The sequence below is a fragment of the Chachezhania antarctica genome, from assembly GCF_003646465.1.
Classification (GTDB): domain Bacteria; phylum Pseudomonadota; class Alphaproteobacteria; order Rhodobacterales; family Rhodobacteraceae; genus Chachezhania; species Chachezhania antarctica.
Genome location: NZ_QZEX01000013.1, coordinates 92,380 through 116,634, shown reverse-complemented (window position 1 = coordinate 116,634; position 24,255 = coordinate 92,380). Strand labels below are relative to the sequence as shown.

25 protein-coding genes and 1 tRNA gene are annotated in these 24,255 nt (G+C 63.8%); 9 read left to right on the top strand and 17 right to left on the bottom strand.

Translation table 11 applies throughout. The features are described from left to right. Positions 1-259: hypothetical protein (locus D4754_RS24275; RefSeq protein WP_205589680.1), on the top strand; the 259-nt coding region annotated here is incomplete at its 5' end. Between the two features lie 91 nt (positions 260-350). Here the strand turns inward: D4754_RS24275 and msrQ are convergent. The 4 genes from msrQ to clpB all read right to left on the bottom strand — a co-directional run bounded on the left by msrQ (position 351) and on the right by clpB (position 6,346). Continuing rightward, positions 351-959, bottom strand: coding sequence for a protein-methionine-sulfoxide reductase heme-binding subunit MsrQ (gene msrQ / locus D4754_RS20410; RefSeq protein ID WP_121067353.1), 609 nt, complete (start codon positions 957-959; stop codon positions 351-353). Between the two features lie 10 nt (positions 960-969). Next, positions 970-1,881: a protein-methionine-sulfoxide reductase catalytic subunit MsrP gene (gene msrP, locus D4754_RS20405; RefSeq protein WP_121067350.1), complete on the bottom strand. Its 912-nt coding sequence runs from the start codon at positions 1,879-1,881 to the stop codon at positions 970-972. A gap of 70 nt (positions 1,882-1,951) precedes the next feature. Then, on the bottom strand, positions 1,952-3,460 hold the full coding sequence (locus D4754_RS20400; RefSeq protein WP_121067392.1) for an FMN-binding glutamate synthase family protein: 1,509 nt from the start codon (positions 3,458-3,460) through the stop codon (positions 1,952-1,954). Between the two features lie 267 nt (positions 3,461-3,727). Next, positions 3,728-6,346, bottom strand: coding sequence for an ATP-dependent chaperone ClpB (gene clpB, locus D4754_RS20395; RefSeq protein WP_121067347.1), 2,619 nt, complete (start codon positions 6,344-6,346; stop codon positions 3,728-3,730). A gap of 280 nt (positions 6,347-6,626) precedes the next feature. Here clpB and D4754_RS20390 point away from each other — a divergent pair, with 280 nt between their 5' ends. The 3 genes from D4754_RS20390 (at position 6,627) to D4754_RS20380 (ending at position 8,301) form a co-directional block, all read left to right on the top strand. Continuing rightward, positions 6,627-6,884 (top strand): hypothetical protein, encoded by a 258-nt coding sequence (locus D4754_RS20390; protein WP_121067344.1) that lies wholly within the window; start codon positions 6,627-6,629, stop codon positions 6,882-6,884. A 61-nt stretch (positions 6,885-6,945) separates the two neighbouring features. Then, complete coding sequence (gene pyrF / locus D4754_RS20385; protein WP_121067341.1) at positions 6,946-7,650, top strand: orotidine-5'-phosphate decarboxylase; 705 nt, start codon at positions 6,946-6,948, stop codon at positions 7,648-7,650. A 321-nt stretch (positions 7,651-7,971) separates the two neighbouring features. Beyond that, the gene (locus D4754_RS20380) at positions 7,972-8,301 is read left to right on the top strand and encodes a DOPA 4,5-dioxygenase family protein (RefSeq protein WP_121067338.1); all 330 of its coding nucleotides are present in this window, start codon (positions 7,972-7,974) and stop codon (positions 8,299-8,301) included. Here D4754_RS20380 and D4754_RS20375 read toward each other — a convergent pair. Then, positions 8,298-8,714, bottom strand: a complete 417-nt coding sequence (locus D4754_RS20375) for an NUDIX hydrolase (protein WP_121067335.1) — start codon at positions 8,712-8,714, stop codon at positions 8,298-8,300. The genes D4754_RS20380 and D4754_RS20375 overlap by 4 nt on opposite strands. 109 nt (positions 8,715-8,823) lie before the next feature. Between D4754_RS20375 and D4754_RS20370 the strand changes: the two genes are divergently transcribed. After that, positions 8,824-10,134: a DNA polymerase IV gene (locus tag D4754_RS20370; RefSeq protein WP_121067332.1), complete on the top strand. Its 1,311-nt coding sequence runs from the start codon at positions 8,824-8,826 to the stop codon at positions 10,132-10,134. A gap of 160 nt (positions 10,135-10,294) precedes the next feature. Continuing rightward, positions 10,295-11,509 (top strand): Hint domain-containing protein, encoded by a 1,215-nt coding sequence (locus D4754_RS20365; RefSeq protein ID WP_163026001.1) that lies wholly within the window; start codon positions 10,295-10,297, stop codon positions 11,507-11,509. 3 nt (positions 11,510-11,512) lie between these two features. Here the strand turns inward: D4754_RS20365 and D4754_RS20360 are convergent, their stop codons facing one another. Continuing rightward, positions 11,513-12,373 carry an N-formylglutamate amidohydrolase gene (locus tag D4754_RS20360; protein WP_121067326.1) on the bottom strand — a complete coding sequence of 287 codons (861 nt, stop codon included), beginning with the start codon at positions 12,371-12,373 and terminating at the stop codon, positions 11,513-11,515. Between the two features lie 182 nt (positions 12,374-12,555). Between D4754_RS20360 and D4754_RS20355 the strand changes: the two genes are divergently transcribed. The 3 genes from D4754_RS20355 (at position 12,556) to D4754_RS20345 (ending at position 14,121) form a co-directional block, all read left to right on the top strand. Further along, positions 12,556-12,630 (top strand) — tRNA-Val (locus tag D4754_RS20355). A gap of 78 nt (positions 12,631-12,708) precedes the next feature. After that, positions 12,709-12,834 carry a type B 50S ribosomal protein L36 gene (gene ykgO / locus D4754_RS20350; protein ID WP_068338904.1) on the top strand — a complete coding sequence of 42 codons (126 nt, stop codon included), beginning with the start codon at positions 12,709-12,711 and terminating at the stop codon, positions 12,832-12,834. Positions 12,835-13,146: 312 nt separating this feature from the next. Then, complete coding sequence (locus D4754_RS20345) at positions 13,147-14,121, top strand: Fe(3+) ABC transporter substrate-binding protein (RefSeq protein ID WP_121067389.1); 975 nt, start codon at positions 13,147-13,149, stop codon at positions 14,119-14,121. 54 nt (positions 14,122-14,175) lie between these two features. Here the strand turns inward: D4754_RS20345 and D4754_RS20340 are convergent, their stop codons facing one another. From D4754_RS20340 to D4754_RS20295, 11 genes are all read right to left on the bottom strand, one after another. Next, a complete protein-coding gene (locus D4754_RS20340) occupies positions 14,176-15,813 on the bottom strand; it encodes an ABC transporter permease (protein ID WP_121067323.1) in 1,638 nt (545 codons plus the stop codon). Positions 15,814-15,941: 128 nt separating this feature from the next. Further along, on the bottom strand, positions 15,942-16,730 hold the full coding sequence (locus D4754_RS20335) for an enoyl-CoA hydratase/isomerase family protein (RefSeq protein ID WP_121067320.1): 789 nt from the start codon (positions 16,728-16,730) through the stop codon (positions 15,942-15,944). Continuing rightward, entirely contained in the window at positions 16,727-17,701 is a 975-nt protein-coding gene (locus D4754_RS20330; RefSeq protein WP_121067317.1) for an NAD(P)H-dependent flavin oxidoreductase, read from the bottom strand. Before D4754_RS20330 ends, D4754_RS20335 begins: the two co-directional genes overlap by 4 nt. A gap of 16 nt (positions 17,702-17,717) precedes the next feature. After that, entirely contained in the window at positions 17,718-17,897 is a 180-nt protein-coding gene (locus D4754_RS24120) for a hypothetical protein (protein ID WP_163026000.1), read from the bottom strand. Between the two features lie 5 nt (positions 17,898-17,902). Continuing rightward, on the bottom strand, positions 17,903-19,123 hold the full coding sequence (locus D4754_RS20325) for a phenylacetate--CoA ligase family protein (protein ID WP_121067314.1): 1,221 nt from the start codon (positions 19,121-19,123) through the stop codon (positions 17,903-17,905). A 91-nt stretch (positions 19,124-19,214) separates the two neighbouring features. Then, entirely contained in the window at positions 19,215-20,039 is an 825-nt protein-coding gene (locus D4754_RS20320; protein ID WP_121067311.1) for an ABC transporter ATP-binding protein, read from the bottom strand. Positions 20,040-20,098: 59 nt separating this feature from the next. Further along, positions 20,099-21,415, bottom strand: a complete 1,317-nt coding sequence (locus D4754_RS20315) for an ABC transporter substrate-binding protein (RefSeq protein ID WP_121067307.1) — start codon at positions 21,413-21,415, stop codon at positions 20,099-20,101. 55 nt (positions 21,416-21,470) lie between these two features. Beyond that, the gene (locus tag D4754_RS20310) at positions 21,471-22,556 is read right to left on the bottom strand and encodes a branched-chain amino acid ABC transporter permease (protein WP_121067303.1); all 1,086 of its coding nucleotides are present in this window, start codon (positions 22,554-22,556) and stop codon (positions 21,471-21,473) included. A 34-nt stretch (positions 22,557-22,590) separates the two neighbouring features. After that, positions 22,591-23,013: a hypothetical protein gene (locus D4754_RS20305; RefSeq protein WP_121067300.1), complete on the bottom strand. Its 423-nt coding sequence runs from the start codon at positions 23,011-23,013 to the stop codon at positions 22,591-22,593. Further along, complete coding sequence (locus D4754_RS20300) at positions 23,010-23,255, bottom strand: hypothetical protein (protein ID WP_121067297.1); 246 nt, start codon at positions 23,253-23,255, stop codon at positions 23,010-23,012. The genes D4754_RS20305 and D4754_RS20300 overlap by 4 nt, the downstream gene beginning before the upstream one ends. Positions 23,256-23,294: 39 nt before the next feature. Further along, the gene (locus D4754_RS20295) at positions 23,295-24,248 is read right to left on the bottom strand and encodes a branched-chain amino acid ABC transporter permease (RefSeq protein WP_121067294.1); all 954 of its coding nucleotides are present in this window, start codon (positions 24,246-24,248) and stop codon (positions 23,295-23,297) included. Positions 24,249-24,255: the final 7 nt, after the last annotated feature.

Sequence of the window (24,255 nt, the reverse complement as noted above, 5' to 3'; positions counted from 1 at the left end):
CCCCGCCCGAAATGCCTCAAAATTCTCTCGCCAGAACCTCCCGAACTCCCGTCCGTTCCGCTCTGGCCGCCCCGTCGTGCGCCTCAGCGCCGCCGGTGAGGGGCTATCTACGGATTGGGGTCAGTACCCGCAAGAGGGAAATCGGGAGATTCGTGAACTTTTTTTGGCAGTTTATGAAAACTGCATGAAAACATGGTGTTATGTATGGATTATTGCTGAAAAGCGGCCACGGGCGCCTCGCACGGTGCTATCGGTTTGATTGCAGAATAGGCTCTCGGGCCAAGCACAGGGAGAATCCCACAGGGTTATCCCCAGACTGACCCTTGGGAAGGCAGCGCGACTCGGGATCTTCAGCTTAGAATCGCGGCGCGCCAGCGGCCGATCGGCAGGCGCGAGGCCAGGAGAATCGCGATGATTCCCAAATAGATCAGCGGTTCGATCTGAAATCCCTTGGCCAGCATCACGAAATGCACCGCTGCCAGAACCGCGGACGGATAGATGAGCTTGTGCAGCCGTCGCCACGATCCAGCGCCCATACGCCGGATCGAAGCCGCGTTGGATGTCACCGCAAGGGGCAGCATCAGAAGGAAGGCCGCAAAGCCCACCGTTACATAGGGACGTTTCAGGATGTCCGCCCAGATCTGCGACAGGATCTGCACGTCGAGCACCAGCCAGACGGTGAAGTGGGCAAGTGCCAGGAAGAAGGTGATCAGCCCGAGGGCCCGGCGAAAGCGCAAAAGCGTTATACCGGTCCACGTGCGAAGTGGCGTCACGGTCAGTGTCACGATCAGCAACCAGAGCGCCTTTTCCCCCAGCGCATGTTCCATCGCCTTCACGGGATCGACGCCAAGCTGCCCGATCACCCCCCGCACGAAGAGCTGCACTATATAGAGAGCGCACAACACATAGAGCGGCCAGATCGGCAGCCGGCGGAGAACGGTGTTCAGCGATTGCACCATGACCGGCCTCTTAGTGGTACTTTTCGAGGTCCATGCCTTCGTACATGGAGGCCACTTCCTTTTCGTACCCGTTGAACATCAGCGTCGGCTCGCGTTTGGCGAACAGGCCGCCACCGATGACGCGTTCGCTGGCCTGGCTCCACCGCGGGTGGCTGACATTCGGGTTCACGTTGGAATAGAAGCCGTATTCGCGCGGGTTGGCCTCGTTCCACGATGTCGGCGGCTCGTCCGCCACCAGCGAGATCTTCACGATCGACTTGATCGACTTGTACCCGTACTTCCATGGCACAACGAGCCGAAGGGGCGCGCCGTTCTGGTTGGGGATCGGCTTGCCGTAGATACCCGTCGCCATGATCGTCAGCGGATTCATCGCCTCGTCCATGCGCAGACCTTCGACATAGGGCCAATCGAGCACCGGATACCGGGTCCCCGGCATCTCGTCCGGGCGATAGAGTGTCTGGAAGGCCACGTATCTCGCGCCGTCCTGCACGCCGGCCATGGCCAGAAGATCCGACAGTTCGAACCCGTTCCATGGGATGATCATCGACCAAGCCTCGACACAGCGGAACCGGTAGATCCGTTCCTCGATCGTCATGTTCGACATGATGTCGTCGAAGGAATAGGTGCCCGGCCTGTCGACCAGCCCGTCGATCTCGACCGACCACGGCGACGTCGACATCAGGTGCGCGTATTCCTTGGGATCGCTCTTGCCCGTGCCGAATTCGTAGAAGTTGTTGTAGCTGGTGATGTCATCCCAGCTGTTGGGCTCCAGCGTTTCCGCGTGGGCCGGCCCGGCGATGGATCCCAGCGCCGCCGCCCCTGCCCCGCCGGCCATGCCCGCGATCAGCTGGCGCCGGTTCAGGTAGGCCGGATAGGGGGTGATGTCGTTCCGGGTAAGGTCGTTGATCCAGCGTCGTGCCATCGGGCGAGGCTCCATTCATTGCTTGTATCGGAGGTAGCGCCCGCAACCCGCTCCGCCAAGCAAAGCCTTCTCACGTCTGGGAGATGGATGTTTCAATCACCGGGTTCACGCTGGGATAGATCTGGCTGAACGGCACCGACCGGCCGTCCGACTGCACTATCCGCACATGCCGCCGCCCCATCATCCGCGGCTCGGCCACGCCGACGGAATGGGCGATGGTTTCTACCTCGTGGATCATCTCCCGCGCATAGCGGGCGACACGGGCGTGCTTGCGTTCCACGACAAGCCCCTTCTGCAGATGCGGGTCATGGGTGGTGATGCCGGTCGGGCAGGTATTCTTGTTGCACTTCAACGCCTGGATGCAGCCCAGAGAGAACATGAAGCCCCGGGCGGAAGTGACGAAGTCGGCCCCCGCCGCGATGGCCCACGCCACGTCGCCCGGATTGATCAGCTTTCCCGCGGCCACGATCCGGATCCGTTCCTTCAGTTCGCACTCATCGCGGACGTTGACGACAAGCGGCAGCGAATCCCGGATCGACATGCCCACCAGGTCGAGAAGCGGCATCGGGGCGGCCCCGGTTCCGCCTTCCCCGCCGTCCAGCGTGATGAAGTCGGGCGCGCTGTCCGCCCCGCGCGCGACGATGGTGTCGAAGAATTCCCGCACGAAGACCTCGGACCCCACCACCATCTTGATGCCCACAGGCTTGCCCGTGACCTCGCGCACGTGGCCGATCATGTCGATCAGGTCGTCGAAGGTGTTGATCTCGGCATGGCGGTTGGGGGATATCGAATCTTGACCCGGTTCGATACCGCGGATCATCGCGATCTCAGGGCTGATCTTCGCGCCCGGAAGGATGCCGCCCTTGCCGGGTTTCGCACCCTGGCTCAGCTTGATCTCGAACATGCGCACGGTTTCATGGGCGGCGACCTCGCGCAGTTTCTCGTCGCTCAGGTGGCCCTCCTTGTTACGGACCCCGTATTTCGCGGTGCCGATCTGGAAGACGATGTCACACCCACCTTCCAGGTGGTACGAGCTTAGCGCCCCTTCGCCGGTGTTCATCCAGATCCCGGCCTCCTTCGCGCCCTGGCTCAGCGCTTGCACGGCCGGTTTCGAGATCGCGCCATAGCTCATGCCCGAGATATTGAAGAACGACGGGGCAAGATAAGGATGCCGCGCGCCGGGACCGATCAGCAAGGGTTTCGTCGTGGCATATTGCTGTTCCAGAGGCGGGAAGAAGGAATTCACGAAAATCGCGGTGCCGGGAATCCCAAGGTTCCGGGTGGACCCGAAAGCCAGCGTGTTCGATTGCCCTTCCGCCGCGCGTTCGATCCAGCTGCGTTGCGCGCGGTTGAAGGGCATTTCCTCGCGGTCCATGGCGAAGAAGTACTGCCGGAAGAACTCGCCCAGATCGCTGAAAAGATACCGGAACCGGCCGATGACCGGGTAGTTGCGGCGAATGGCGTCGCCGGTCTGCCAGCGGTCCACCACGAAAAATACAATGGCGGTCAGCACGGTCAGCCCGAACAAAAGGGTAATGACCAGCGCAATGATCAGGAGCGCATGTTCAGCAATGGGCATCGAGGGCATAGAAGGCTCCACACTAGGTATCCGGCGGGACGGTGCCACGCCGCGCGCCGACATTGGGCGGGAAGTGCCTGCCGATCAAGCCGTACCATGTGGAATTGCCGGATTAGTGAGCGGGATCGGCATCAGGCGATCCCCACGTCCGGCGCTGCGCACGGGGCCGAAAAGGCGTTTTCTTGAACGCCTTGCCGGTCCCGAGGCATGTGCCCCGGACCCGGCCAGGCCGCTTCAAATCAGCGGCCTCCCAACGTGATGTCCGGATTAGTGGACAACCGCATCTTCCGGCGGCTGCCGGTTGGACGCGGCGATCCTGTCGCCGATGATCAGACCGTCCGGTCCGGCCGTCACCGGAACGGTGGATCCGTCGAGGATGTCGCCCGACAGCAGCATCTCGGCCAGCGGGTTCTGAAGCGCCCGCTGGATCACCCGTTTCAGGGGCCGCGCGCCGAAGACCGGATCATAGCCTTCATCGGCCAGCCACTGCGTCGCCGCCTCGTCCAGCTCAAGATTGATCTTGCGATCCGCCAGCCGCTTCAGCAGCCGCTTCATCTGGATTTCAACGATGCCGCCCATGTCCTGCCGGCCCAGCCGGTCGAAGATCACGGTCTCGTCCAGACGGTTCAGGAACTCGGGCCGGAAATGCGCCCGGACCGCATCCATCACGTGCCGCCGCGCCTCGGTCACATTGCCGCCTTCGGGCAACTGGCTCAGCGCCTGTGCGCCAAGGTTCGACGTCAGCACGATCAGTGTCTGCTTGAAGTCGACCCGGCGGCCCTGACCATCGGTCAGCACACCGTCGTCCAGAACCTGCAACAGCACGTTGAAGACATCGGGGTGGGCCTTCTCGACCTCGTCGAACAGGACGACCTGGTAGGGCCGCCGCCGCACCGCTTCCGTCAGCACACCGCCTTCATCGTAGCCGACATAGCCCGGGGGCGCACCGATCAGGCGCGACACGGCGTGCTTTTCCATGAACTCCGACATGTCGATGCGGACCATCGCGTTGTCGTCGTCGAACAGGAAATTCGCCACCGCCTTCGTCAGCTCGGTCTTGCCCACACCCGTGGGGCCAAGGAACAGGAACGAGCCCAGCGGCCGGTTCTCGTCGTTCAGTCCGGCCCGCGCGCGGCGAACGGCATTGGCCACCGCGGTCACGGCCGTATCCTGACCGATAACGCGCGAATGCAGTTCCTTTTCCATCCGCAGCAGCTTTTCGCGGTCGCCTTCCAGCATCTTCGACGTCGGAATGCCCGTCCAGCGTTCCACGACCTCGGCAATCTGTTCGGGCCGCACGGTTTCGGCCACCATCACGCCGTCGTCTTCCTGCTGCTCGGCCTCTGCCAGCTGCTTTTCCAGCCCCGGGATCACGCCGTAGGAAAGCTCCCCCGCCTTGGCCAGGTTGCCTTCGCGCTTGGCGATTTCAAGTTCCGCCCGCGCATGGTCGAGCTGCTCCTTCAGATCCCGCGCGCCGGCCAGCTTGTCGCGTTCGGCCTGCCAGGTCGCTGTCATCTCGGCCGAATGTTCCTGCAGGTCGGCCAGTTCACGCTCCAGCTTCTCCAGACGATCCTTCGAGGCCGCGTCGTCTTCCGCCCGCAGCGCTTCGGCTTCGATCTGCATCTGCAGGATCTGCCTGTCGAGCGCGTCCAGTTCCTCGGGCTTCGAATCCACTTCCATCCGCAGGCGCGAGGCGGCCTCGTCCATCAGGTCGATGGCCTTGTCGGGCAGGAATCGGTCGGTGATGTAGCGATGCGACAACTGCGCCGCCGCCACCAGGGCACTGTCCGAAATCCGCACGCCGTGGTGCAGTTCGTACTTCTCCTTGATGCCGCGGAGGATCGATATCGTGTCCTCCTCGGTCGGTTCCTGCACCACGATGGGCTGGAACCGGCGCGCAAGGGCCGCATCTTTTTCCACGTATTTGCGGTATTCATCCAGTGTCGTGGCGCCAACGCAGTGCAGTTCACCCCGTGCAAGCGCAGGCTTGATCAGGTTGGCCGCATCCATCGCGCCATCGGCCTTGCCGGCCCCGATAAGGGTGTGCATCTCGTCGATGAACAGGATGATTTCGCCGGCGGCATCGGTCACCTCGGACAGGACCGATTTCAGCCGCTCCTCGAACTCCCCGCGGTATTTCGCCCCGGCGATCAGTGCGCCCATGTCGAGCGCCAGCAGCTTCTTGTCGCGCAGGCTTTCGGGCACGTCGCCGTTGATGATGCGCAAGGCCAGACCTTCCGCGATCGCCGTTTTACCGACGCCGGGTTCCCCGATCAGGACAGGGTTGTTCTTGGTCCGGCGCGACAGCACCTGCATCGACCGGCGGATCTCATCGTCCCGCCCGATGATCGGGTCGATCTTGCCTTCGGCCGCGGCCTCCGTCAGGTCGCGCGCGTATTTCTTCAACGCTTCATAGCCTTCTTCGGCCGTCGCGCTGTCGGCGGTCCGGCCCTTGCGGATATCGTTGATCGCGCCATTCAGCGCCTGCGCCGAAACGTTGCCGGCATCCAGAGCCGTTTTCGCCGGCGATTTCACCAGCGCCAGCGCCATCAGCACACGTTCGACCGGCACGAAGCTGTCCCCGGCTTTCGAGGCGATCTTTTCCGCCTCGTCCAGGATCTTGACCGTGGTCGTGTCCATGTAGATTTGGCCGGTATCGCCGCTGACCTTCGGGATCTTGCCCATGGCAAGCGTCAACGCCTCGACCACGCGGGCGGGTTCACCGCCGGCACGGGTGATCAGGTTGCTTGCAAGCCCCTGATCGTCGTCCATCAATGCTTTCAGCAGATGTTCCGGCGAAAGCCGCTGGTGGCCTTCGCGAATTGCTATGGTCTGCGCCGCCTGCACGAAGCCGCGGGCGCGTTCCGTGAACTTGTTCAAGTCCATCACTGGTCTCCTTCAAAAGCGCCCGGATATGTCGGTGCCTGCCTGGCAGCACACCGTGGGTCGGGCCTTGGTTCAAAGATGGGATCAGCCCCGCCCCGTTCAAGATCGCAGGCCCTGAATCTCGGCTTACAATACCTGTCCAACACGTATGACATCGAAGTGTCCTGACGCCGGGTCAATGTTACAGAACGGTTACAACGACGAAAATCGGCTACTAGGTCCGGCGCTCGGATGAGTCAAAATTGATATTCGAATTGTATGTGTACTGAGGGGTTAAAGAGTGACTGTAACTGGCTTTGAAATTGCGCGAACCGTCTTCTGCAACAGCACGAAGACATACCATTCCGATGTCGCGGTTCAGCGCGAAAGCGGGGTGACCTGGCTTCACTGCATGGCCGAGCTTCCCGCCGACGTGGATCCGCAAGTGCTCAGGTGCGCGCTTCTGGGCGATGCGCTGCGCCAGATGAAGCGGATGCCGGAAATTCGGCTGAGTGACCAACTGAAGCTGCTGGCAACCGAGATCGATCGCGCGGGATAGACAAAACGCCACCCGAACGTGTAGGAGCCGGCGGACCCTTTCGCAAAAACGGAGCCGCCGGATGCCTGCAAAACCGGATGACCGCCTGATCGTCGGACTGGATGTGGGCAACGCCGTCGCCGGCTTGCAGATGGCGCAGACGCTGGGCGACGCGGTCAACTTCTACAAGATCGGCCTGGGGATGCTCACGGGCGGCGGACTGGCGCTGGCAAACGAGCTGAAGATGGAGCATGGCAAGCGCATCTTCCTCGACATGAAGCTCTTCGATATCGGCAACACGGTGGAAGCGGCGGTGCGCGGTCTGGCCCAGTTCGATCTGGATTTCCTGACGGTGCATGGCGACCCGCATGTCGTCCGCGCCGCCAAGGAAGGCGCGGCCAAGTCCGACATGAAGATCCTTGCGGTCACGGTGCTGACGTCGCTCGACCGCACCGATCTGGATGCCGGCATGATCCGGGATGGCGATCTGGCGGACGTGGTGACCGAACGGGCCGCCCGCGCGTTCGAGGCCGGGGCCGACGGCATCATCTGTTCGCCCCGCGAAATCATCAGGATCCGCGCCCTGCCGGAAGCGGCGGGCCGCCTGATCGTCACGCCGGGCGTGCGGCCTGAAGGCAGCGCCATGGGCGATCAGAAGCGCGTCGCGACGCCGGGCGCCGCCATCGGCGACGGGGCTGACCACATCGTGGTCGCCCGGCCGATCGTCAACGCGCCCTCCCCGCGCGAGGCCGCGCAGGCAATCCTTCAGGAACTGGCCGGCGCCTGACCCGGCGACAACAGACCGCCTTCAAACCGAGCACGAGCGCCCGCTTTCAGGGCGGCCGTCGTGTCGCGGTTACAACAACATGGCGGGTCCGGAATTCCTGCCTTCCCGGATGCCCCCGGAAGGCAGACACTGGTCCCTACACTCCCCGTAACGGACCTGTCCTCTTCCTGGGTTCGTTCTTCACTAGCCCCGGGCGAAAGCCTCGGGGATTTTTTTGGCGGGAACCTGTCCGGCGCTGCACAGACGCTGTTCGCGGCACCCGCTCGTGAAGCCCCTGCACATCTGCAATACTGACGGCACTCCCAGCGGACGGAGACGCAGATGACCGAAATCAAGGGCTACCACGCACATGTCTATTTCGACGCCGCGACCGTCGATAAGGCGCGGGCGCTGTGTGAAACGGTGCGCGACCGGTTCGGCGCGGAAATGGGCCGCGTGCACGAAAAGAACGTGGGCCCCCATCCACGGTGGAGCTGCCAGCTGGCCTTCGGACCCGACGCCTTCGCGCAGATCGTGCCGTGGCTCGCGCTGCACCGCGACGGGCTGACCGTCTTCACGCATCCCGACACCGGCCACGATCTGGAAGATCACCGCGATCACGCGATCTGGATGGGCGAGCTGCTGCCGCTGAAGCTGGATATCTTTGGCTAGGGCGTCCGGCCCGACTCGCGCAGGTAGTCCTGCAACCGCGACCGGAATTGCGGCGTGGCCCTCGGATGCGCCATGTAGGCCGCGGGCGTCATCAGCCGCCAGCCCAGCCCTTCATCCCCGAAGCGGATGTCCTGCGCCACCCGCGCCTCCAGATGCGCGGCGAAGAACCAGACCTGTCCCAATGGGTGCGGATAGAGACGCTGCCAGACGAGTTCCGTCTCGGGCACTTTCAATCCCAGTTCCTCGTGCGTCTCGCGCAGAGCGCAGGCGACAGGGGATTCGCAACCCTCGCGCCCGCCGCCGGGGAAATCCAGAAAGCCCGGCCAGTCGATCGTCGGGATGTCGTCCCGCTCGATCACCACCAGTTCCGGCCCGGCGAAAAGCGCGAGCTTCGCTCCAACAAACGCCGTCATCGCACCCGTCCCCTTGCACCACGCACCCGCGGGTGATTGAAAAAGCCCCCGCATCACGCAAGATAAGGGCCCAAGGCGCTTGCGCCCCAACAGCACTGCCCGAACCGCCATGCCACGAAACGACATCACTGCGCCCCGGGGGCCGCAACCTGCGCTTTGCCGGGACTGTCTGGCATGGTGGGAGGCTTGGCAACCGCCAACCAGGGGCCACGCGCGCTGCCCGGATTGCGGCAGCCTGCGGATGCTGTCCCATCCCGAGCTTTTCAGCCTGACCATCGCGCACATGGATTGCGACGCGTTCTATGCCTCGGTCGAAAAGCGCAACGATCCGGCGCTGGCCGACAAGCCGGTGATCATCGGCGGCGGCCGGCGCGGCGTGGTGTCGACGGCCTGCTATGTCGCACGGATTCGCGGCGTGCGGTCGGCCATGCCGATGTTCAAGGCGCTAGAGCTGTGCCCCGAGGCCGTCGTGCTATCCCCGCGGATGGAGGTCTATGCCGGCATCAGCCGCGAGATCCGCGCGATGATGGATGCGCTGACTCCCGTAGTAGAACCCCTGTCGCTGGACGAGGCGTTCATGGACCTTACCGGCACCGAACGCCTGCACGGCGCGCCGCCCGCAGTGATGCTGGCGGGGCTCATCAAGCGGATGAAGGACGACCTGGGGCTCACGGGCTCCATCGGTTTGTCGCACAACAAGTTCCTGGCCAAGGTGGCATCCGACCTCGACAAGCCGCGGGGGTTTTCCGTGATCGGGCGGGCCGAAACCGCCGCCTTCCTGCGCGACAAGCCCGTGCGCCTGATCTGGGGGATCGGTCCGGCAGCGCAGGAATCGCTGGACCGGGCTGGGATTCGCAGCTTTGCCGATCTCTTGCGCTGGGAGAAGACCGATCTGGTGGCGCGGTTCGGGTCGATGGGCGACCGGCTGTACCATCTGGCCCGCGGAGAGGACTTTCGCCGCGTTTCGGCCAACGAACCGGTGCGCTCGATCTCGAACGAAACGACGTTCTTCGAAGATACGGGCAATCCGGCCCTGCTGGACGGTCACCTGTGGCGGATGGCGGAAAAGGTATCGGCCCGCGCGAAGGCCAAGGGGATCGCGGGGCGCGTCGTTACGCTGAAGCTGAAGCGGGCCAACCACAAGACACTGACCCGGCGCGTTTCGCTGCGCTCGCCCACGCAGATGGCCGACACGCTTTACCGCACGGCGCGCGGGTTGCTGGACCAGGCCGAATCCGCCGGGCCGTTCCGCCTGCTGGGATGCGGCCTGTCCGATCTGTGCCCGGAAGACCGGGCCGATCTGTCCGGCGATCTGCTGGATCCGGGCGCCGCGACTCGGTCGAAAGCCGAACGCGCAACTGACGACATCAGGAAGAGATTTGGTGAAAAGGCCATAATAAAGGGCCGAACACTGCGTTGACGCGTGCGAAATGGCCGAAAATCGCGCCATTTGTGCCCTTCGCACGCAGTTTCGGGTGACTTTTGCCTCGCTCGCTGCTAGGCGAAGGGGCAATGAATTCATAACGCGGCATCGTCGCCGGTCCCGGTGCGGGCACCGGCCCCCTGGAATGGAGCCCCCGATGGCGACTGATATCTCGGTCACGTTCTCCTACAAGTTCTTCGCGAACGGCAACATCGTGGGCAACCCCGGCGACGCCAACAATCCGTTGCGGGTCCAACCGACAAGCCAGCCGTTCAACCAGAATTTCGACGACAATATGGGTGGTACGATTACGGCGGCGCCCAACGCCCAGGTCAGGCTGACATACAAATCGAACGAGATCGTCGAAGAAGACGTCAATAATGACGGGACCGACGAAGAGACACTTCCCAACGCCGCACGGATCAGGCTTTTCGAGGTCGATCTGGATGGCGACGGTATCTTCGAATCCGAAGTCCGCGGCCAGAATCCGAACGACCTTGATCTGCAGGAAAACAACCAGACCGGCGCGAACATCGCCTACCTGAACTCCAACTTGCGGATGTACGTAAACGGAAGCAATACCGGCTCCCCGTTTTCAAGCAGCAACCTGTACCTGTCAAACAGTGCCCCGTTCGGCGACAACGGCTCTTTCCAGCAAGTTCCCGTCGAATACTCGGGCGAGAATTTCGTGGTGGCCGGCGATCCCGGCTATCCGGTGTTCCCCTGCTTTGTCGCCGGCACCCGGATTTCGACGCCTTCGGGAACACGCCCGGTGGAAACACTTGCGATAGGCGACCTTGTCATGACGCGCGACAACGGCGTGCAGCCGGTCCGCTGGATCGGGTCGCGCACGATCGAGCCTGAGGTGATGCGGCGACGCAAGAAACTGCGCACCATCCGGATCGAGGCGGGCGCGCTTGGACAGAACCTGCCGCGGGAAACGCTGCGGGTTTCGGCCCAGCATCGCATTCTGATCTCTACCGCGGATGCAGAACTGATGTTCGGTGCGGGCGAAGTCCTTGTGCCCGCGGTCGCACTTCTGGGCCTGCCCGGCGTCAGCCGTGAAGACACCGCAGGCACCGTCACCTATTTCCACTTCCTGATGGACCGGCACGAGATCGTGACCGCCAACGGGATCGAAGCCGAAAGCCTCTATTCCGGCGATGTCGCGCTACGGGCGCTGGAAGACCAGCTTCCCGATGCGATCTTCGACGACATGGAGACCGACGACAGTCTGGCGGCACGTCTGTGCCTGAAAAGGTGGGAAGCCGAGACGTTGATATCGCGGGTCCTGCAATCGGCCGGGACCGCTGGCTGTCCCGTGGACCTGGCGCCCGAGCCGGAACACGATCCGGGCAAGCTGAGCGCCTGAGACCTATTCCGCTGCAAGGGACAGTTCGTCGTATCCCAGCGCCGTGATCTCGGCGATCACCTGCTTCAGTATTTCGCGGAAGGTGTGGAACCGCGCGTTCGGCTCGATCCGGCGTTCATCCATGTACAGCGCGCGGTCGATCTCGATCTGGATTGCGTGCTGCCGGCGCGAGGGGCGCCCGTAAGCCTGCGTGACGAAGGCGCCCGCGAAGGGCGTGTTGCGCGCAACCACCAGCCCAACCGCCTGGAACGCCGCTTCGACCCGGTCGACGATATCCGCCCCGGCGGCGGCGCCGTAACGGTCGCCCAGCACGATCTCGGGCCGGGCCACGCCGCGGCGCACGACGCTGTCCAGCGCCTCGTGCGGCATGGAATGGCAATCGATGAGGATCGCGTTGCCGAACAGCGCGTGCGAGATTTCAAGCTGTCGCTGTATTTCGTCGTGATAGGGCCGCCAGTACAGGTCGATCCGCCGCTGCGCTTCGGAAAGGGTGATCTTGCCGCGGTAGATCGCGCGGCCGTTGGCCACGAATCGCGGGATGACCCCAAGGCCCGAGGCCACGCGCGGATTGTGCGCCTGGGGCGGCACACCTTCGATCAATGCCGGGTCCAATTCATCCGGGCTGCGGTTCATGTCCACGTAGGCCCGCGGCGCACCCGACAGCAGCAGAGGCGCCCCGAAATCGGGCGCTTCATTGAACAACTGATCGACGAATGCGTCTTCCGAGGACCTGATCGAGTGCTTGTCCAGAAGGCTGCGGCGCACGAAGTCGACGGGATAGGAACTGGCGCTGTGCGGCGAGGCGAACACCACGCTCGACCGCCTTACAACCGGCTCGATCAGACGATAGGCTTCGGCGATCATCCTGTCTCCTTCCAGCGTCAGGATAGCGCATATCTGCACCGCACCAAAAGCCCTTGAATAGCCCCGCGACTCCTTTTATAGAGCCCGAACCGGCGCGGAGCGCGTGTTTCGGACCTTCCCGGTTCGGCCTGATGCAAGCGAAAATTCGCAAGCATATGCATGTGTTTGGCGCCACGGTGCAGGGGCGGTTAGCTCAGCGGTAGAGCACTACGTTGACATCGTAGGGGTCACTGGTTCAATCCCAGTATCGCCCACCATGCATTAACTGTTTCGTAATCTGCGAAACACCCGACAAACCGGTGCCCCCGCGGCGCCACACGGAACGGAGACAGACCATGAAGGTCAGAAACTCGCTGCGGTCGCTCAAGAACCGCCATCGCGATTGCCGTGTCGTGCGCCGCAAGGGCCGCGTCTACGTCATCAACAAGACCCAGCGCAAATTCAAGGCGCGCCAGGGCTGATCCTGCGCGTGGGCCCTTAAGGCGCCGCGTGGAAGACCCTGCCGAAAGGGCCGCTCCGGATCTCCGGGCGGCCCTTTCGGCGTTTGGCTATTCATTGTTTCCGGGTATCCGGTAAACCGATCCGTTCATTCCCGATGATTTTACTCGGTTTACATTGACCCCACAGGTTGAGCAGGCGATGCATATGCAACGGAGCAATGTCGCTCCGGCCGGAGGAGATAAGGATTCCGCATGACCAGCACTGATGTCACCCCTTTCCGCGCCCTGCTGGGGCGTCGTGTTCACAGCGCCGCCCTTGCAGCCGTAATTGCCATGGGCGCACCGCTCGCCGCCGGTGCCGACGAACTGAACCTGTATTCGTCCCGCCACTACGACACCGACGAACGGCTTTACACCGACTTCGAAGAATCCACCGGCATCACCATCAACCGCATCGAAGGCAACGCCGACGAGCTGATGGCCCGGATGGACGCAGAAGGCGCGAACAGCCCCGCCGATATCCTGCTGACGGTCGACACCTCGCGCCTGAAGCGCGCGAAGGACATGGGCCTGCTGCAACCGGTCGAAAGCGCCACGTTGGAAGAGCGTATCCCGGACAACCTGCAGGACAGCGACAACCAGTGGTTCGGCTTCAGCCAGCGCGCGCGGATCATCTTCTACGACAAGACCGACATGCCCGAGCCGCCGCAGACCTACCTCGAGCTTGCCGATCCCGAGTACAAGGGCAAGATCTGCATCCGGTCCTCGACCAACACCTACAACCAGACGCTGCTGGCCTCGATCATCGAGAACCACGGCGAAGAAACCGCCCGCGACTGGGCGCAGGGCATCGTTGACAACATGGCGCGCGACCCGCAGGGCGGCGACACCGACCAGATCCGCGGCGTGGTGTCGGGCGAATGCGACATCGCGGTGTCGAACAGCTATTACTTCGCCCGTGCCCTTGGCGGTGACGTCAGCGGCGTGACCGAATCCATCGACACGATCGGCTGGGTTTTCCCGGATCAGGACGGCAACGGCGCCCACATGAACCTGTCGGGCGGCGGTATGGCGGCCCATGCGCCCAACCCGGAAGCGGCGCTGGCGTTCCTTGAATACCTCGCCACCGATCAGGCGCAGGAATACTTCTCGGCCGGCAACAACGAATTCCCGGTTGTCGACGGCGTGGCCATGGCCGAGCCGGTGCAGAAACTGGGCGCATTCAAGCCCGACACGGTGGACCTGTCCGCCGTGGCACAGAACCTTGGCACCGCGCAGAAGATCTTCAACGACGTCGGCTGGAAGTAACCGGCCCGTTCGGACCAATGGTCAGATCAATTCCGGCGCCTTCGGGCGCCGGTTTCATTTGTGCCGCCCGACCTGACGACAGATCAGGATCACCGGCAGAAGCCCCACGGCCACGATCACCAGCGACGGCACCGCCGCCCCTTCCAGGCGCTCGTCCGAGGCCAGCCGGTAGGCCTGCACCGCCAGCGTGTCGAAGTTGAACGGCCGCAGGATCAGCGTCGCGGGCAGTTCCTTCATCACGTCGACGAACACGATCAGAAGCCCAGTCAGCAGGCTGGGCGTCAGGATCGGCAGATGCACGCGGCGCAGTGCGCCCAAGGGCGTCTGCCCCAGCGACCGTGCCGCCGCATCCATGTTCACATGCACCGTCGCTTGCCCGCCCTCGTAAGCGCCAAGGGCCGCGGCAAGGAAGCGAACCATGTAGGCCGCCACCAGAAGCCAGATCGATCCGGTGATCAGGAGCCCCGTCGATACATCGAACGTCTCGCGCATCCACGCATCAAGCGCGTTGTCGAAGGCCGCGAAGGGCACCAGCAGACCAACGGCGATCACGCCCCCCGGCACGGCATAGCCCAGCCGCGCGACATAGGCCGCCCCGGCCGAATTGCGCCCCGGGGCCAGCCGCTGGTAGAAGCCCACGACGATGGCCGCTCCCACGGTGATCAACGCGGCGGTGCCGGCCAGTGTCAGGGAGTTCCGGACGAAGCCCTGGTACCGGCGGCCCAGCAGATCCTGTTCCGATCCGATGCCCATCGACAGAAGGATCACGCAAGGCAGGATGAAGCCGCAGAGGACCGGGATCGCGCAGAAGACGGCAGCAGCCGCCGCCCGTCCCCCCGTCAGATCGGCGGCAGGCATCCGCATCGACCGTTTGCCCGCTTGGTGAAACCGCGCCTCGCCCCGCTGCGCGCGTTCGAACACGGCCAGCATCAGCGCGAAGACCAGAAGGCACAGGGCCAGCTGCGCGGCCCCGGCCCTGTCGGCGAAGGAAAACCAGCTGGTGTAAAGGCCGGTCGCGAAGGTCTGGACGCCGAAATAGGACACGGTGCCGAAATCGGCGATGGTCTCCATCACCGTCAGCAGCACGCCCGCGGCGATGGCGGGCCGGGCCATCGGCAGGCTGACCCGCCGGAACGCGGCCCATGCGCTGTCGCCCAGCGTGCGCGCGGCCAGTAGCGCCCCGCTGCTTTGCTGCAGGAAGGCGGCCCGGGCCAGCAGGTAAACGTAGGGATACAGCACCAGCACGAACATCACCGCCGCGCCGCCGATGGATCGGACTTCCGGGAACCAGTAGTCTCGCGGACCCCAACCGGTGACCTGGCGCAGGGTGGATTGCACGATGCCGGGATGGTCCAGCACGAAAGTATAGGCATAGGCCAGCACATAGGCCGGGAAGGCCAGCGGCAGGACCAGCAGCACCTCCAGCACGCGGACGCCGGGAAAACGCGTCATCGTCACCAGCCAGGCCGTACCGACCCCGATGGAGAACGTGCCTGCGGCGACCAACGTCACAAGAACAAGCGTCGTCAGGGTATAGCGCGGCAGGACGGTCGACCACAGGTGCAGTACGGAATCGAGCCCGCCCGTCACGGCCGCCAGCGCCACGGCGACGATCGGCAGAAGGCAGATCATGGCGATCAGAAAGGACAGGATCTTGAGCCCGCGCGTGCCGGTCACCCTGCGGCGCGGCATCGCCCCGGTTCCTGTCACCACATCCGTCACGCCGCCCTGCCCTTCGACCGTTGGGCCCCGGCCGATCTCCCGGCTGGGGCTGGTCCCACGGATCTACGACAGACGCGCGCCCGCAGCAATCCGTGCGCCTAGCGTCCCTTGAAGACGGGTTTGACCTTGTTCAGGAACGACCGGATGCCATGCGGGCCGTCTTCCGTCGTCACCATCTTCGCGATGCTGACAGATTCCTTCTCCAGCTGCGCCTCGATGCTGTCGGAATAGGTTGTCTGCAGAAGCCGTTTCACCCCGCCGAACGCCTTCGTCGGCCCGTCGGCGAACTGGCGCGCCATCGCTTCGGCCTCCTCCCCAAGGCTTTCGTGCGGCACCACCCGGCTGACGAGGCCCCATTCGCAGGCCTCCCGCGCCGAAAGCGGACGGTTGGTCAGCATCAGTTCCTTCGCGCGCAACAGACCCACGTGCTTGGCCAGGAAATGCGTCGAAGATCCATCGGGCGTCAGCCCCGAGGCGGTGTAGCCAGACACGAACTTCGCCGTGTCTGCCGCGATGACGTAATCGCCCGCCAGCAGGATCGAAAACCCCGCCCCACCGGCTGCGCCATTCACCGCGACGACCATGGGCGCATCCATCGAATTGAACCGGATGATCGCCTGGTGCAGCAGCGTGGCCATCTCCAGGAGCATCGCCTCGCGACCGTCGCCGGCCGCGTCCATCGCCGCCAGATCGCCGCCGCCGCAAAACAGCTTCCCCCGCCCTGTCAGCAGGACCGCCCGCACCGACGGATCGGTGGAGACGGCGAGCGACGCGGCGAACAGCTCCTGCGCCATGGTCCTGTCCAGCGCATTGGCCTGATCGGGCCGGTTCAGCGTGATCCGGGCGATGCCGTCGGCGATGGCCAGGTCGAGCGTCTTGTAGCTCATGCCGCCAGACCCGCGAGGCGGTCCTTGATCAGGCTGTCGGCCTCTTTCATGATTCCGCCGATCAACTCGGCGCAGGTCGGGATGTCGTGGATCAGGCCCGCGACCATGCCGCAGGACCAGGCGCCTGCCTCCATCTCGCCCTCCATCATGATCTTGGGGTAGACGCCCGCGACCTCTTCGATGATGTCCTCGAACTTCAGATCGGCGCCCAGCCTGCGTTCCTTCTCCAGCAGTCGTTCGACGGCGTCGTTGGTCAGCACACGTTCGGTGTTCCGCAGCGGGCGCATGACCAGCCGCGTGTCCAGTTCCGACGCGGCCACGATCGCCTGCTTCACGTTCTCATGCACTGGCGCCTCTTTCGTGGCGATGAAACGGGTGCCCATGTTCATGCCGTCAGCCCCCATCGCCAGCGAGGCGACAAGGCTGCGCGCATCGGCCATGCCGCCCGAGGCGAGGAACGGGATCTCCAGTTCGTCCGCCGCGCGGGGCAGCAGAATCATGTTGGGGATGTCGTCCTCGCCCGGATGGCCGCCACATTCGAACCCGTCGACGGACACCGCATCGCAGCCGATCTCCTGCGCCTTCAACGAATGGCGGACCGAGGTACACTTGTGGATCACCTTGATGCCAGCATCCTTCAGGTAGGGCAGGACCTCCTGCGGGTTGCGGCCGGCGGTTTCGACGACCGTCACGCCGCCTTCGATGATCGCCTTTACATAGCCCGGATAGTCGGGCGCGTTCACCGTGGGCAGGAAGGTCAGGTTGACGGCGAAGGGCTTGTCGGTCAGGTCGCGGCACTTGGCGATCTCGTTGGCAAGGTCGCCGGGTGTCTTCTGCGTCAGCCCGGTGATGGTGCCGATACCGCCGGCGTTCGATACCGCCGCCGCCAGTTCGGCAAAGCCCACATAGTGCATGCCGCCCTGCATGATCGGGTGTTCGATGCCGAACAGTTCGGTGATTCTCGTCTTCATGATGTCTCCCCAATCGTCAGATCGTGTTTGAAGAAGACATCGTGGCTTGACGCGCGTCGGTCAATCGGGCCGTTGCGTCGGCCACGCCATCCCCGCCGATGACCCTCAAGCCGAACAGCAGCGGCTGTTCCGGCAAGAGCCTTTCCAGAAGGCTCTTGTAAGCGGCCTTTTTCAAACCGGTTCCGGTCCCGGCCAAGATTGTCAGTCGTAACTGCGTGCATCCTCGATCACGAGCCCGTCCTTGGGCAGGCTGCCGGGAGAGACAACCTCGATCCGGCCCTTCAGCTTCAGCACGTCGGCAACCGTTCGCCCGTAGGCATCGGCATCGCCGCCATCCGCTTCGATCCGGACGGTCATCGTGTCCATCTCGCCATCGCGCCCCGCCACAACGCGGGCCTTCACGATCTCGGTGTGCTTGCCGACGAGTGCCGCCACCTGTTCGGGGCGCACGAACATGCCCTTGATCTTGGTGGTTTGATCCGCACGGCCCATCCAGCCCTTGATCCGCATATTGGTCCGCCCGCAGGGGCTTTCGCCTTCCAGGACCGCACTCATGTCACCGGTCGCGAAGCGGATCAGCGGGTAATCGGGGTTGAGCGTCGTCACCACGACCTCCCCCACCTCGCCCGGCGCAACCGGCGTGCCGGTGCCGGGGGTCACGATTTCGACGATCACGCCTTCGTCGACGATCATGCCCTCCATTGCCTTCGTCTCGTAGGCCACGCTGCCCAGATCGGCGGTGCCGTAGCTCTGCCGGCACAGGATCCCGCGGTCGGCGTATTCCTGTCGCAGCGACGGGAACAGCGCACCGCCGCCGACCGCCGCCTTGGTGATCTTGAGCGCGAGCCCCATCTCCCCGGCCTTGTCGAGGATCACCTTCAGGTAATCCGGCGTGCCGGCATAGGCGGTGACGCCGATGTCATGCGCGGCGCGGGCCTGAAGCTCGGTCTGGCCGGTGCCGGCCGGCAGCACGGCGGCGCCAATGGCACGGGCGCCGTTTTCGAACATCATGCCCGCGGGTGTCAGGTGATAGCTGAAACAGTTCTGGACGATATCGCCGGCCCCGATCCCCACGGCGAACATCGCGCGGCCCGCGCGCCACCAGTCAGCGCCGATGCCGCCCGGTTCGTAAATCGGGCCGGGGGACTGGAAGACATGGGCATTTCCCGCGGGCGGCTTCACCGTGAAGCCCCCGAAGGGCGGATGGGCGGCCTGCGCCTTGCCAAGGTCGGATTTGCGCAGCACGGGCAAAGTTGCCAAGGCCGCAACATCGGTGATGCTGGCCGGATCGACATCCGCAAAGGTTTGCGCATAGCCCGGCAGGGCCTTGGCGCGGGCGATTTGTTGCGGCAGGGCCGTTGCCAGATCGGCGGCCCGTTCGTCCGCGCTGCGGGTTTCGAGAGTGTCGAAATACGTTGTCATCAGGGCAAACTCCGCGCTCTGCCGGGTATATGCGGTCGTCGGACGGGTTTCGGTTCGGTCATCGTCTCAGGTCGGGTCCATGGTTGGCCGGTCAGCTCAGCCACCTCTTGCGGCGACGGTAGGAGCGGACGTCGCGGAACGACTTCCGGCCCTCCTCGGCCATGCCTAGGTAAAATTCCTTCACGTCCGGGTTCTCGCGCAGTTCGGCCGCCGGGCCGTCCATCACCACGCGGCCCGATTCAAGGATATAGCCGTAATGCGCGAACCTGAGCGCCACGTTGGTGTTCTGTTCGGCCAGAAGGAAGGACACGCCCTCCTGTTCGTTCAGGTTCTTAACGATGCCGAAGATCTCTTCCACCAGCTGCGGTGCAAGGCCCATCGACGGCTCGTCCAGAAGGATGGTTTCGGGCTTCGACATCAGCGCGCGGCCGATGGCCACCATCTGCTGTTCGCCGCCCGAGGTGTAGCCGGCCTGTGAATTGCGGCGCTCCTTCAGGCGCGGGAAATAGCTATAGACCAGATCGAGGTCGTTCATCATCGCCGCGCGCCCTTCGCGCCGCGTGTAGAAGCCCGTCATCAGGTTTTCTTCCACGGTCAGGTGCGAAAAGCAGTGCCGCCCTTCCATCACCTGGATCACGCCCTTGCGCACCAGCGCGGACGGATCTTCGTTGTGCACGTCCTTGCCGCGGTACTTGACCGAACCCTTCGTCACCTCGCCGCGTTCGGAATGCAGCAGGTTCGAGATCGCTTTCAGCGTCGTCGTCTTGCCCGCGCCGTTGCCGCCCAGAAGCGCGATGATGCCGCCCTTGGGGACCGACAGGCTGACGCCTTTCAGAACGAGGATCACGTGATTGTAGATCACCTCGATATTGTTCACTTCGAGAAGCGTCTCGCGGGTCTCGCCGGCGTCGAGCATGGTCTCGTCCTCGTACAGGGGAATGCCCCGGCGCGGGCAGCGCGCCGGGACGTGTTCGCTCAGCCCGCCTGGGCGTCGCAGCTTTCATTGACCGGCCAGGGCGCGTTTTCCTCGGCATAGGCCTTGGCGCCCGCGATCTCCATCGGGCGGATCACTTCGCTGTCGGGCGTCAGGTGGTCGGACGCCTGCACGAACTTCTCACCGTCCCATTCCAGGATCCAGCCGCCGGAATGCCCGGTGTGGTCACCACAGGACGTCGAGAACGGCGCCACCATGCCGGACATGCCCAGCTCTTCCAGGCGCTCATCCGTGATGTTGAGGTTCTCAAGCCCCCAGCGCAGGTCCTCGGGGCCGATAACGGCCTTGTCGAAATGCTTCTGCGCCGTTGCGATCGCTTCGGTCAGGATCATCGAGATGACCAGCCCTCGATTGTAGAACACGCCCTGGCGTTCCTCCTCGCTGGCCAGCGAGTCACCCTTGGAATAGACGTAGTCTTCGAGATCGCTCAGCACCGGCGCGTCGAGCACGGGGCGCGAGAACGAGATCGCCTTGTAGCCCTTGCCCTTTTCGCCGACGATCCGCAGGTCGGCATCATGGCTGGACCACCAGACACCGACGAACTTGTCCATCGGGAACTTGGTCTTCACGGCTTCGGTGATGGCGCCGGCGTTCATCGCCCCCCAGCCCCACATCACGACGTAATCGGGACGCAGGCGGCGGATCTGAAGCCACTGGGCCGACTGGTTCTGCATTTCCTTCAGACCGACCGGGATCGGCTCAAGCTTGAAGCCATGTTCCTTTTCCATGGCCTCCATGAACGGCAAAGGTTCCTTGCCGTAGGGGTGATCCAGATGCAGGAAGGCGATGGTCTTGCCATTGAGCGAGCCCAGATCGCCGCCGGAGATGTATTTCAGGATCATCGACGCCGCATCCCAGTACGACCCGGGCACGTTGAAGGCCCACTGGAACACCTTGCCGTCGGCCATCGGCGAAAAGCCGTAGCCGGGGGCCAGAACGGGGATCTTGTCGACGTTTGTCTTGGGCAGGACCTGCAGAGTGATGCCGGTCGACCATGGCTGGGTCACGATGGCCTCGCCCTTGGTCTTCTCGTAGCACTCCACGCCCTTCTGCGTGTTGTAGCCGGTTTCGCATTCCTCGAAGTTCAGCATGACGCCGCCGACACCGCCGTCGCGGGCGTTCAGCATCTGCGCATAGTCGCGCTGGCCGTTCATCAGCGGGATGCCGGTGGCAGCGAAAGGTCCGGTCCGGTAGGCGAGGTTCGGAACGAAAAGTTCCTCTGTCTCCTGCGCCGGGGCCGACGTGGCAGCGACCGTGACGGCCAGCGCCGCAGCGGCAAGTCTGGTGAAGTGTTTCATCGAGTTCCTCCCTTGGAATTCTCTTTGCGATGACTTCAGGTTGCAGCCGGCCCCGTCAGTACGGGAACGGCCAGACGATAAGCTTCTGGCGGGCAAGCCCCCACAGGCGCGCAAGGCCGTGCGGCTCGACGATCAGGAAGAAGATGATCAGCCCGCCGACGATCATCAGGTTCAGGTGTTCGACAAAGGCGGATTCCAGAGGCAGGCCAAGTGCCGCCGGCACCGTGTTCAAGACCACCGGCAGGCCCACGATCAGGATCGCGCCCAGATAGTTGCCCAGGATCGATCCCAGCCCGCCGATGATGGCGATGAAGAGGATCGTGAAGGACAGCGGGATGTCGAACAGGTTGGGTTCCGCCGCCCCGCGCCACATGAAGACGAAGAGCGCGCCGGCCACGCCCACGATGTAGGACGACACCGCGAAGGCCGACAGCTTGGACCGCATCAGGTTGATCCCGATCAGTTCGGCCGCGAAATCCATGTCGCGCGTGGCCTTCCACGTCCGCCCCAGCGTGCCGCGGGTCAGGTTGATCGTCAGGATGGTCAGGAGCGTCGTGATCCCCAGCACCATGTAGTACTGCGTGAACGACGTGGCCAGCGGCCCGCTGACATAGGTGCCCCCGGAAAAGACCGACGTGATGTTCGGTGCCTGAATGGCGCCCGATGCGTTGTAGTTGTAAAGCCAGGCCCATTTCTCGAACAGCCAGACAAGGAAGAACTGCGCGGCCAGCGTCGCGATGGCCAGGTAGAAGCCCTTGATCCGCAGGCTGGGGATGCCGAACATCACCCCGACCCCGGCGCTGAAGAACCCCGACAGAAGGATCGCCACGATCGGGTCGAGCCACGGCATGATCGTCAGCATCTTGTAGCAGGCATAGGCACCCACACCCATGAAGGCCGCGGTGCCGAGCGACAGCTGCCCGGCATAGCCCGTCAGCACGTTCAGGCCCAGGGCCGCCAGCGAATAGATCAGGATCGGGATCAGCAGCGTCTGGAACGCGAATTCCGTCGCGATGAACGGGAAGACGGCCCAGGCAAGGATCAGGATCACCGCGACCAGCACGGCGTCCTGACGGATCGGAAACAGCGCCTGGTCGTCGCGGTAGGTCGTCTTGAACTGTCCGGCAGTGCGGTAGAACATGTGGTGTTTCCTTGTCTGGGTCGTCAGGTCCGCTTCAGAACATCAAAGGGCGGACTTCGTGGTACTTGCTGGTGAAACTCAGATCGATCAGGCGGAAGGCGTCGCCATCCGTCTCGCCGCTGATCACCAGGTAGATCAGGCGGGTCGGCGCCACTTCGTAAAGCACGATCTCGTTCATGAAATAGGGGCTGTGGGCCAGCCGGCGCAGGGTCTTGCACGGGCTGCCATCAGTGCCCATCGCCTGTGCGAACTGATCGGTAAGCATCTTCTTTTCATCGTCCGAAACTTCGAACCCGGTGAAAGCCGCCTTGTAATCGCCGGCGGCGATGTCGGCCTTGATCTTTTCCAGCCCCGCATTGGCGGCAGGCGTATCGATCGGCGCGCAGGTGGCTTGCGCGGATACGCCCCCGGCCAGTGTCAGGGCGGCGGCCAGTGCGATACGGGGTACCAAGTTCATCCTATTTCCACTTCGTCATTCGTGCGCTCGGCGCGTTTCGGTGCCCGAGCGTAACCGATTTCTTCCGAGTGGCGCACCAGCCAGAACCACGCCCAGAGCCCGAGCCCCCCGCCAACCGCGGCCAGCACCGCCGCCATGACCATGCGCGAGCCCAGGTCGGGATCGGTCGTCACGGCAAGATAGCCGAAGGCCCAGAAACCGGACCATGCCACCACGTTCAGGATCGCAATCAGCTTTGCCACTGGCCTCACCCCTTTTGGTCACGCAGCCCCGGGGCTGCGCTAAACCCTTTCGATGATTTTTTCCCCGAACAGCCCCTGAGGCCGGAAGAGCAGCACGATCAGCGCCAGCACGAAGGCGAACCATGTCTCGGTGTTCCCGCCCAGAAGCGGCTGGCCCCAGTAGATCTCGAACAGTTTCTCCAGCAGCCCGATCATCAGACCGCCGATGATGGCGCCCGCGATGCTTTCCAGCCCGCCCAGCATAAGAACCGGCAGCGCCTTGTAGGCGATCACCTCCAGCGCAAAGGACACGCCTGCGCGGGCGCCCCAGGCAATGCCGGTGACCAGCGCGATGATGCCCGCGATGAACCACACCAGCACCCAGATCGTCTGGATCGAGATGCCGACCGACAGCGCCGCCTGGCTGTCGTCCCCCAGCGCACGGATCGCGCGCCCCATGCGGGTGTAGTTCAGGAAAACCAGCAGCGCGACGACCAGCAGGGCCGCAACCACGACCGCCGTGATGTCCTTCTGTTCAAGGATCAGCAGGCCCCCGAACGGCTCCAGCAGGACGGAGCCGGTTGGAATACCCAGTTCCTCGGTGATCATCACCTTGTTCTCGCCGCCGAAGATGACCTCTCCGAACCCGATCAGGAACAGCGTGATGCCGATGGTGGCCATGAACAGGATGATGTCGGGCTGGCCCACAAGGGGCCGCAGCACCACCCGTTCGATCACGACGGCCAGCACGAACATAACGCCCAGCGTCAGCAGCACGCAGATCCACGCGGGCACGCCCATCGCATGCAGGCCCACCAGCGTCAGCGCCGCGAAGACGACCATGATGCCCTGCGCGAAGTTGAAGATCCGGGAGGACCGGAAAATCAGAACGAAGCCCAGCGCGATCAGCGCATAGAGGATGCCCGAAACCAGCCCCTCCCACAGCACCTGCAGCAGGAAATCGGGCGCCGCGATCATGTCGGCAAAGGGCGCGATGAAAATCTCGTTGAACATGCCTGTT

What these genes read in the sequence shown, in the direction of transcription:
- D4754_RS20400 (WP_121067392.1), bottom strand. Translation starts at nt 3,460, where the DNA reads ATGCCCATTGCTGAACATGCGCTCCTGATCATTGCGCTGGTCATTACC.
- D4754_RS20365 (WP_163026001.1), top strand. Translation starts at nt 10,295, where the DNA reads ATGGCGACTGATATCTCGGTCACGTTCTCCTACAAGTTCTTCGCGAAC.
- D4754_RS20345 (WP_121067389.1), top strand. Translation starts at nt 13,147, where the DNA reads ATGGGCGCACCGCTCGCCGCCGGTGCCGACGAACTGAACCTGTATTCG.
- clpB (WP_121067347.1), bottom strand. Translation starts at nt 6,346, where the DNA reads ATGGACTTGAACAAGTTCACGGAACGCGCCCGCGGCTTCGTGCAGGCG.
- ykgO (WP_068338904.1), top strand. Translation starts at nt 12,709, where the DNA reads ATGAAGGTCAGAAACTCGCTGCGGTCGCTCAAGAACCGCCATCGCGAT.
- D4754_RS20340 (WP_121067323.1), bottom strand. Translation starts at nt 15,813, where the DNA reads ATGCCGCGCCGCAGGGTGACCGGCACGCGCGGGCTCAAGATCCTGTCC.
- D4754_RS20315 (WP_121067307.1), bottom strand. Translation starts at nt 21,415, where the DNA reads ATGAAACACTTCACCAGACTTGCCGCTGCGGCGCTGGCCGTCACGGTC.
- D4754_RS20360 (WP_121067326.1), bottom strand. Translation starts at nt 12,373, where the DNA reads ATGATCGCCGAAGCCTATCGTCTGATCGAGCCGGTTGTAAGGCGGTCG.
- msrP (WP_121067350.1), bottom strand. Translation starts at nt 1,881, where the DNA reads ATGGCACGACGCTGGATCAACGACCTTACCCGGAACGACATCACCCCC.
- D4754_RS20370 (WP_121067332.1), top strand. Translation starts at nt 8,824, where the DNA reads ATGCCACGAAACGACATCACTGCGCCCCGGGGGCCGCAACCTGCGCTT.
- msrQ (WP_121067353.1), bottom strand. Translation starts at nt 959, where the DNA reads ATGGTGCAATCGCTGAACACCGTTCTCCGCCGGCTGCCGATCTGGCCG.
- D4754_RS20330 (WP_121067317.1), bottom strand. Translation starts at nt 17,701, where the DNA reads ATGAAGACGAGAATCACCGAACTGTTCGGCATCGAACACCCGATCATG.
- D4754_RS20335 (WP_121067320.1), bottom strand. Translation starts at nt 16,730, where the DNA reads ATGAGCTACAAGACGCTCGACCTGGCCATCGCCGACGGCATCGCCCGG.
- D4754_RS20305 (WP_121067300.1), bottom strand. Translation starts at nt 23,013, where the DNA reads ATGAACTTGGTACCCCGTATCGCACTGGCCGCCGCCCTGACACTGGCC.
- D4754_RS20380 (WP_121067338.1), top strand. Translation starts at nt 7,972, where the DNA reads ATGACCGAAATCAAGGGCTACCACGCACATGTCTATTTCGACGCCGCG.
- D4754_RS20375 (WP_121067335.1), bottom strand. Translation starts at nt 8,714, where the DNA reads ATGACGGCGTTTGTTGGAGCGAAGCTCGCGCTTTTCGCCGGGCCGGAA.
- D4754_RS20325 (WP_121067314.1), bottom strand. Translation starts at nt 19,123, where the DNA reads ATGACAACGTATTTCGACACTCTCGAAACCCGCAGCGCGGACGAACGG.
- D4754_RS20320 (WP_121067311.1), bottom strand. Translation starts at nt 20,039, where the DNA reads ATGCTCGACGCCGGCGAGACCCGCGAGACGCTTCTCGAAGTGAACAAT.
- D4754_RS20310 (WP_121067303.1), bottom strand. Translation starts at nt 22,556, where the DNA reads ATGTTCTACCGCACTGCCGGACAGTTCAAGACGACCTACCGCGACGAC.
- pyrF (WP_121067341.1), top strand. Translation starts at nt 6,946, where the DNA reads ATGCCTGCAAAACCGGATGACCGCCTGATCGTCGGACTGGATGTGGGC.
- D4754_RS20295 (WP_121067294.1), bottom strand. Translation starts at nt 24,248, where the DNA reads ATGTTCAACGAGATTTTCATCGCGCCCTTTGCCGACATGATCGCGGCG.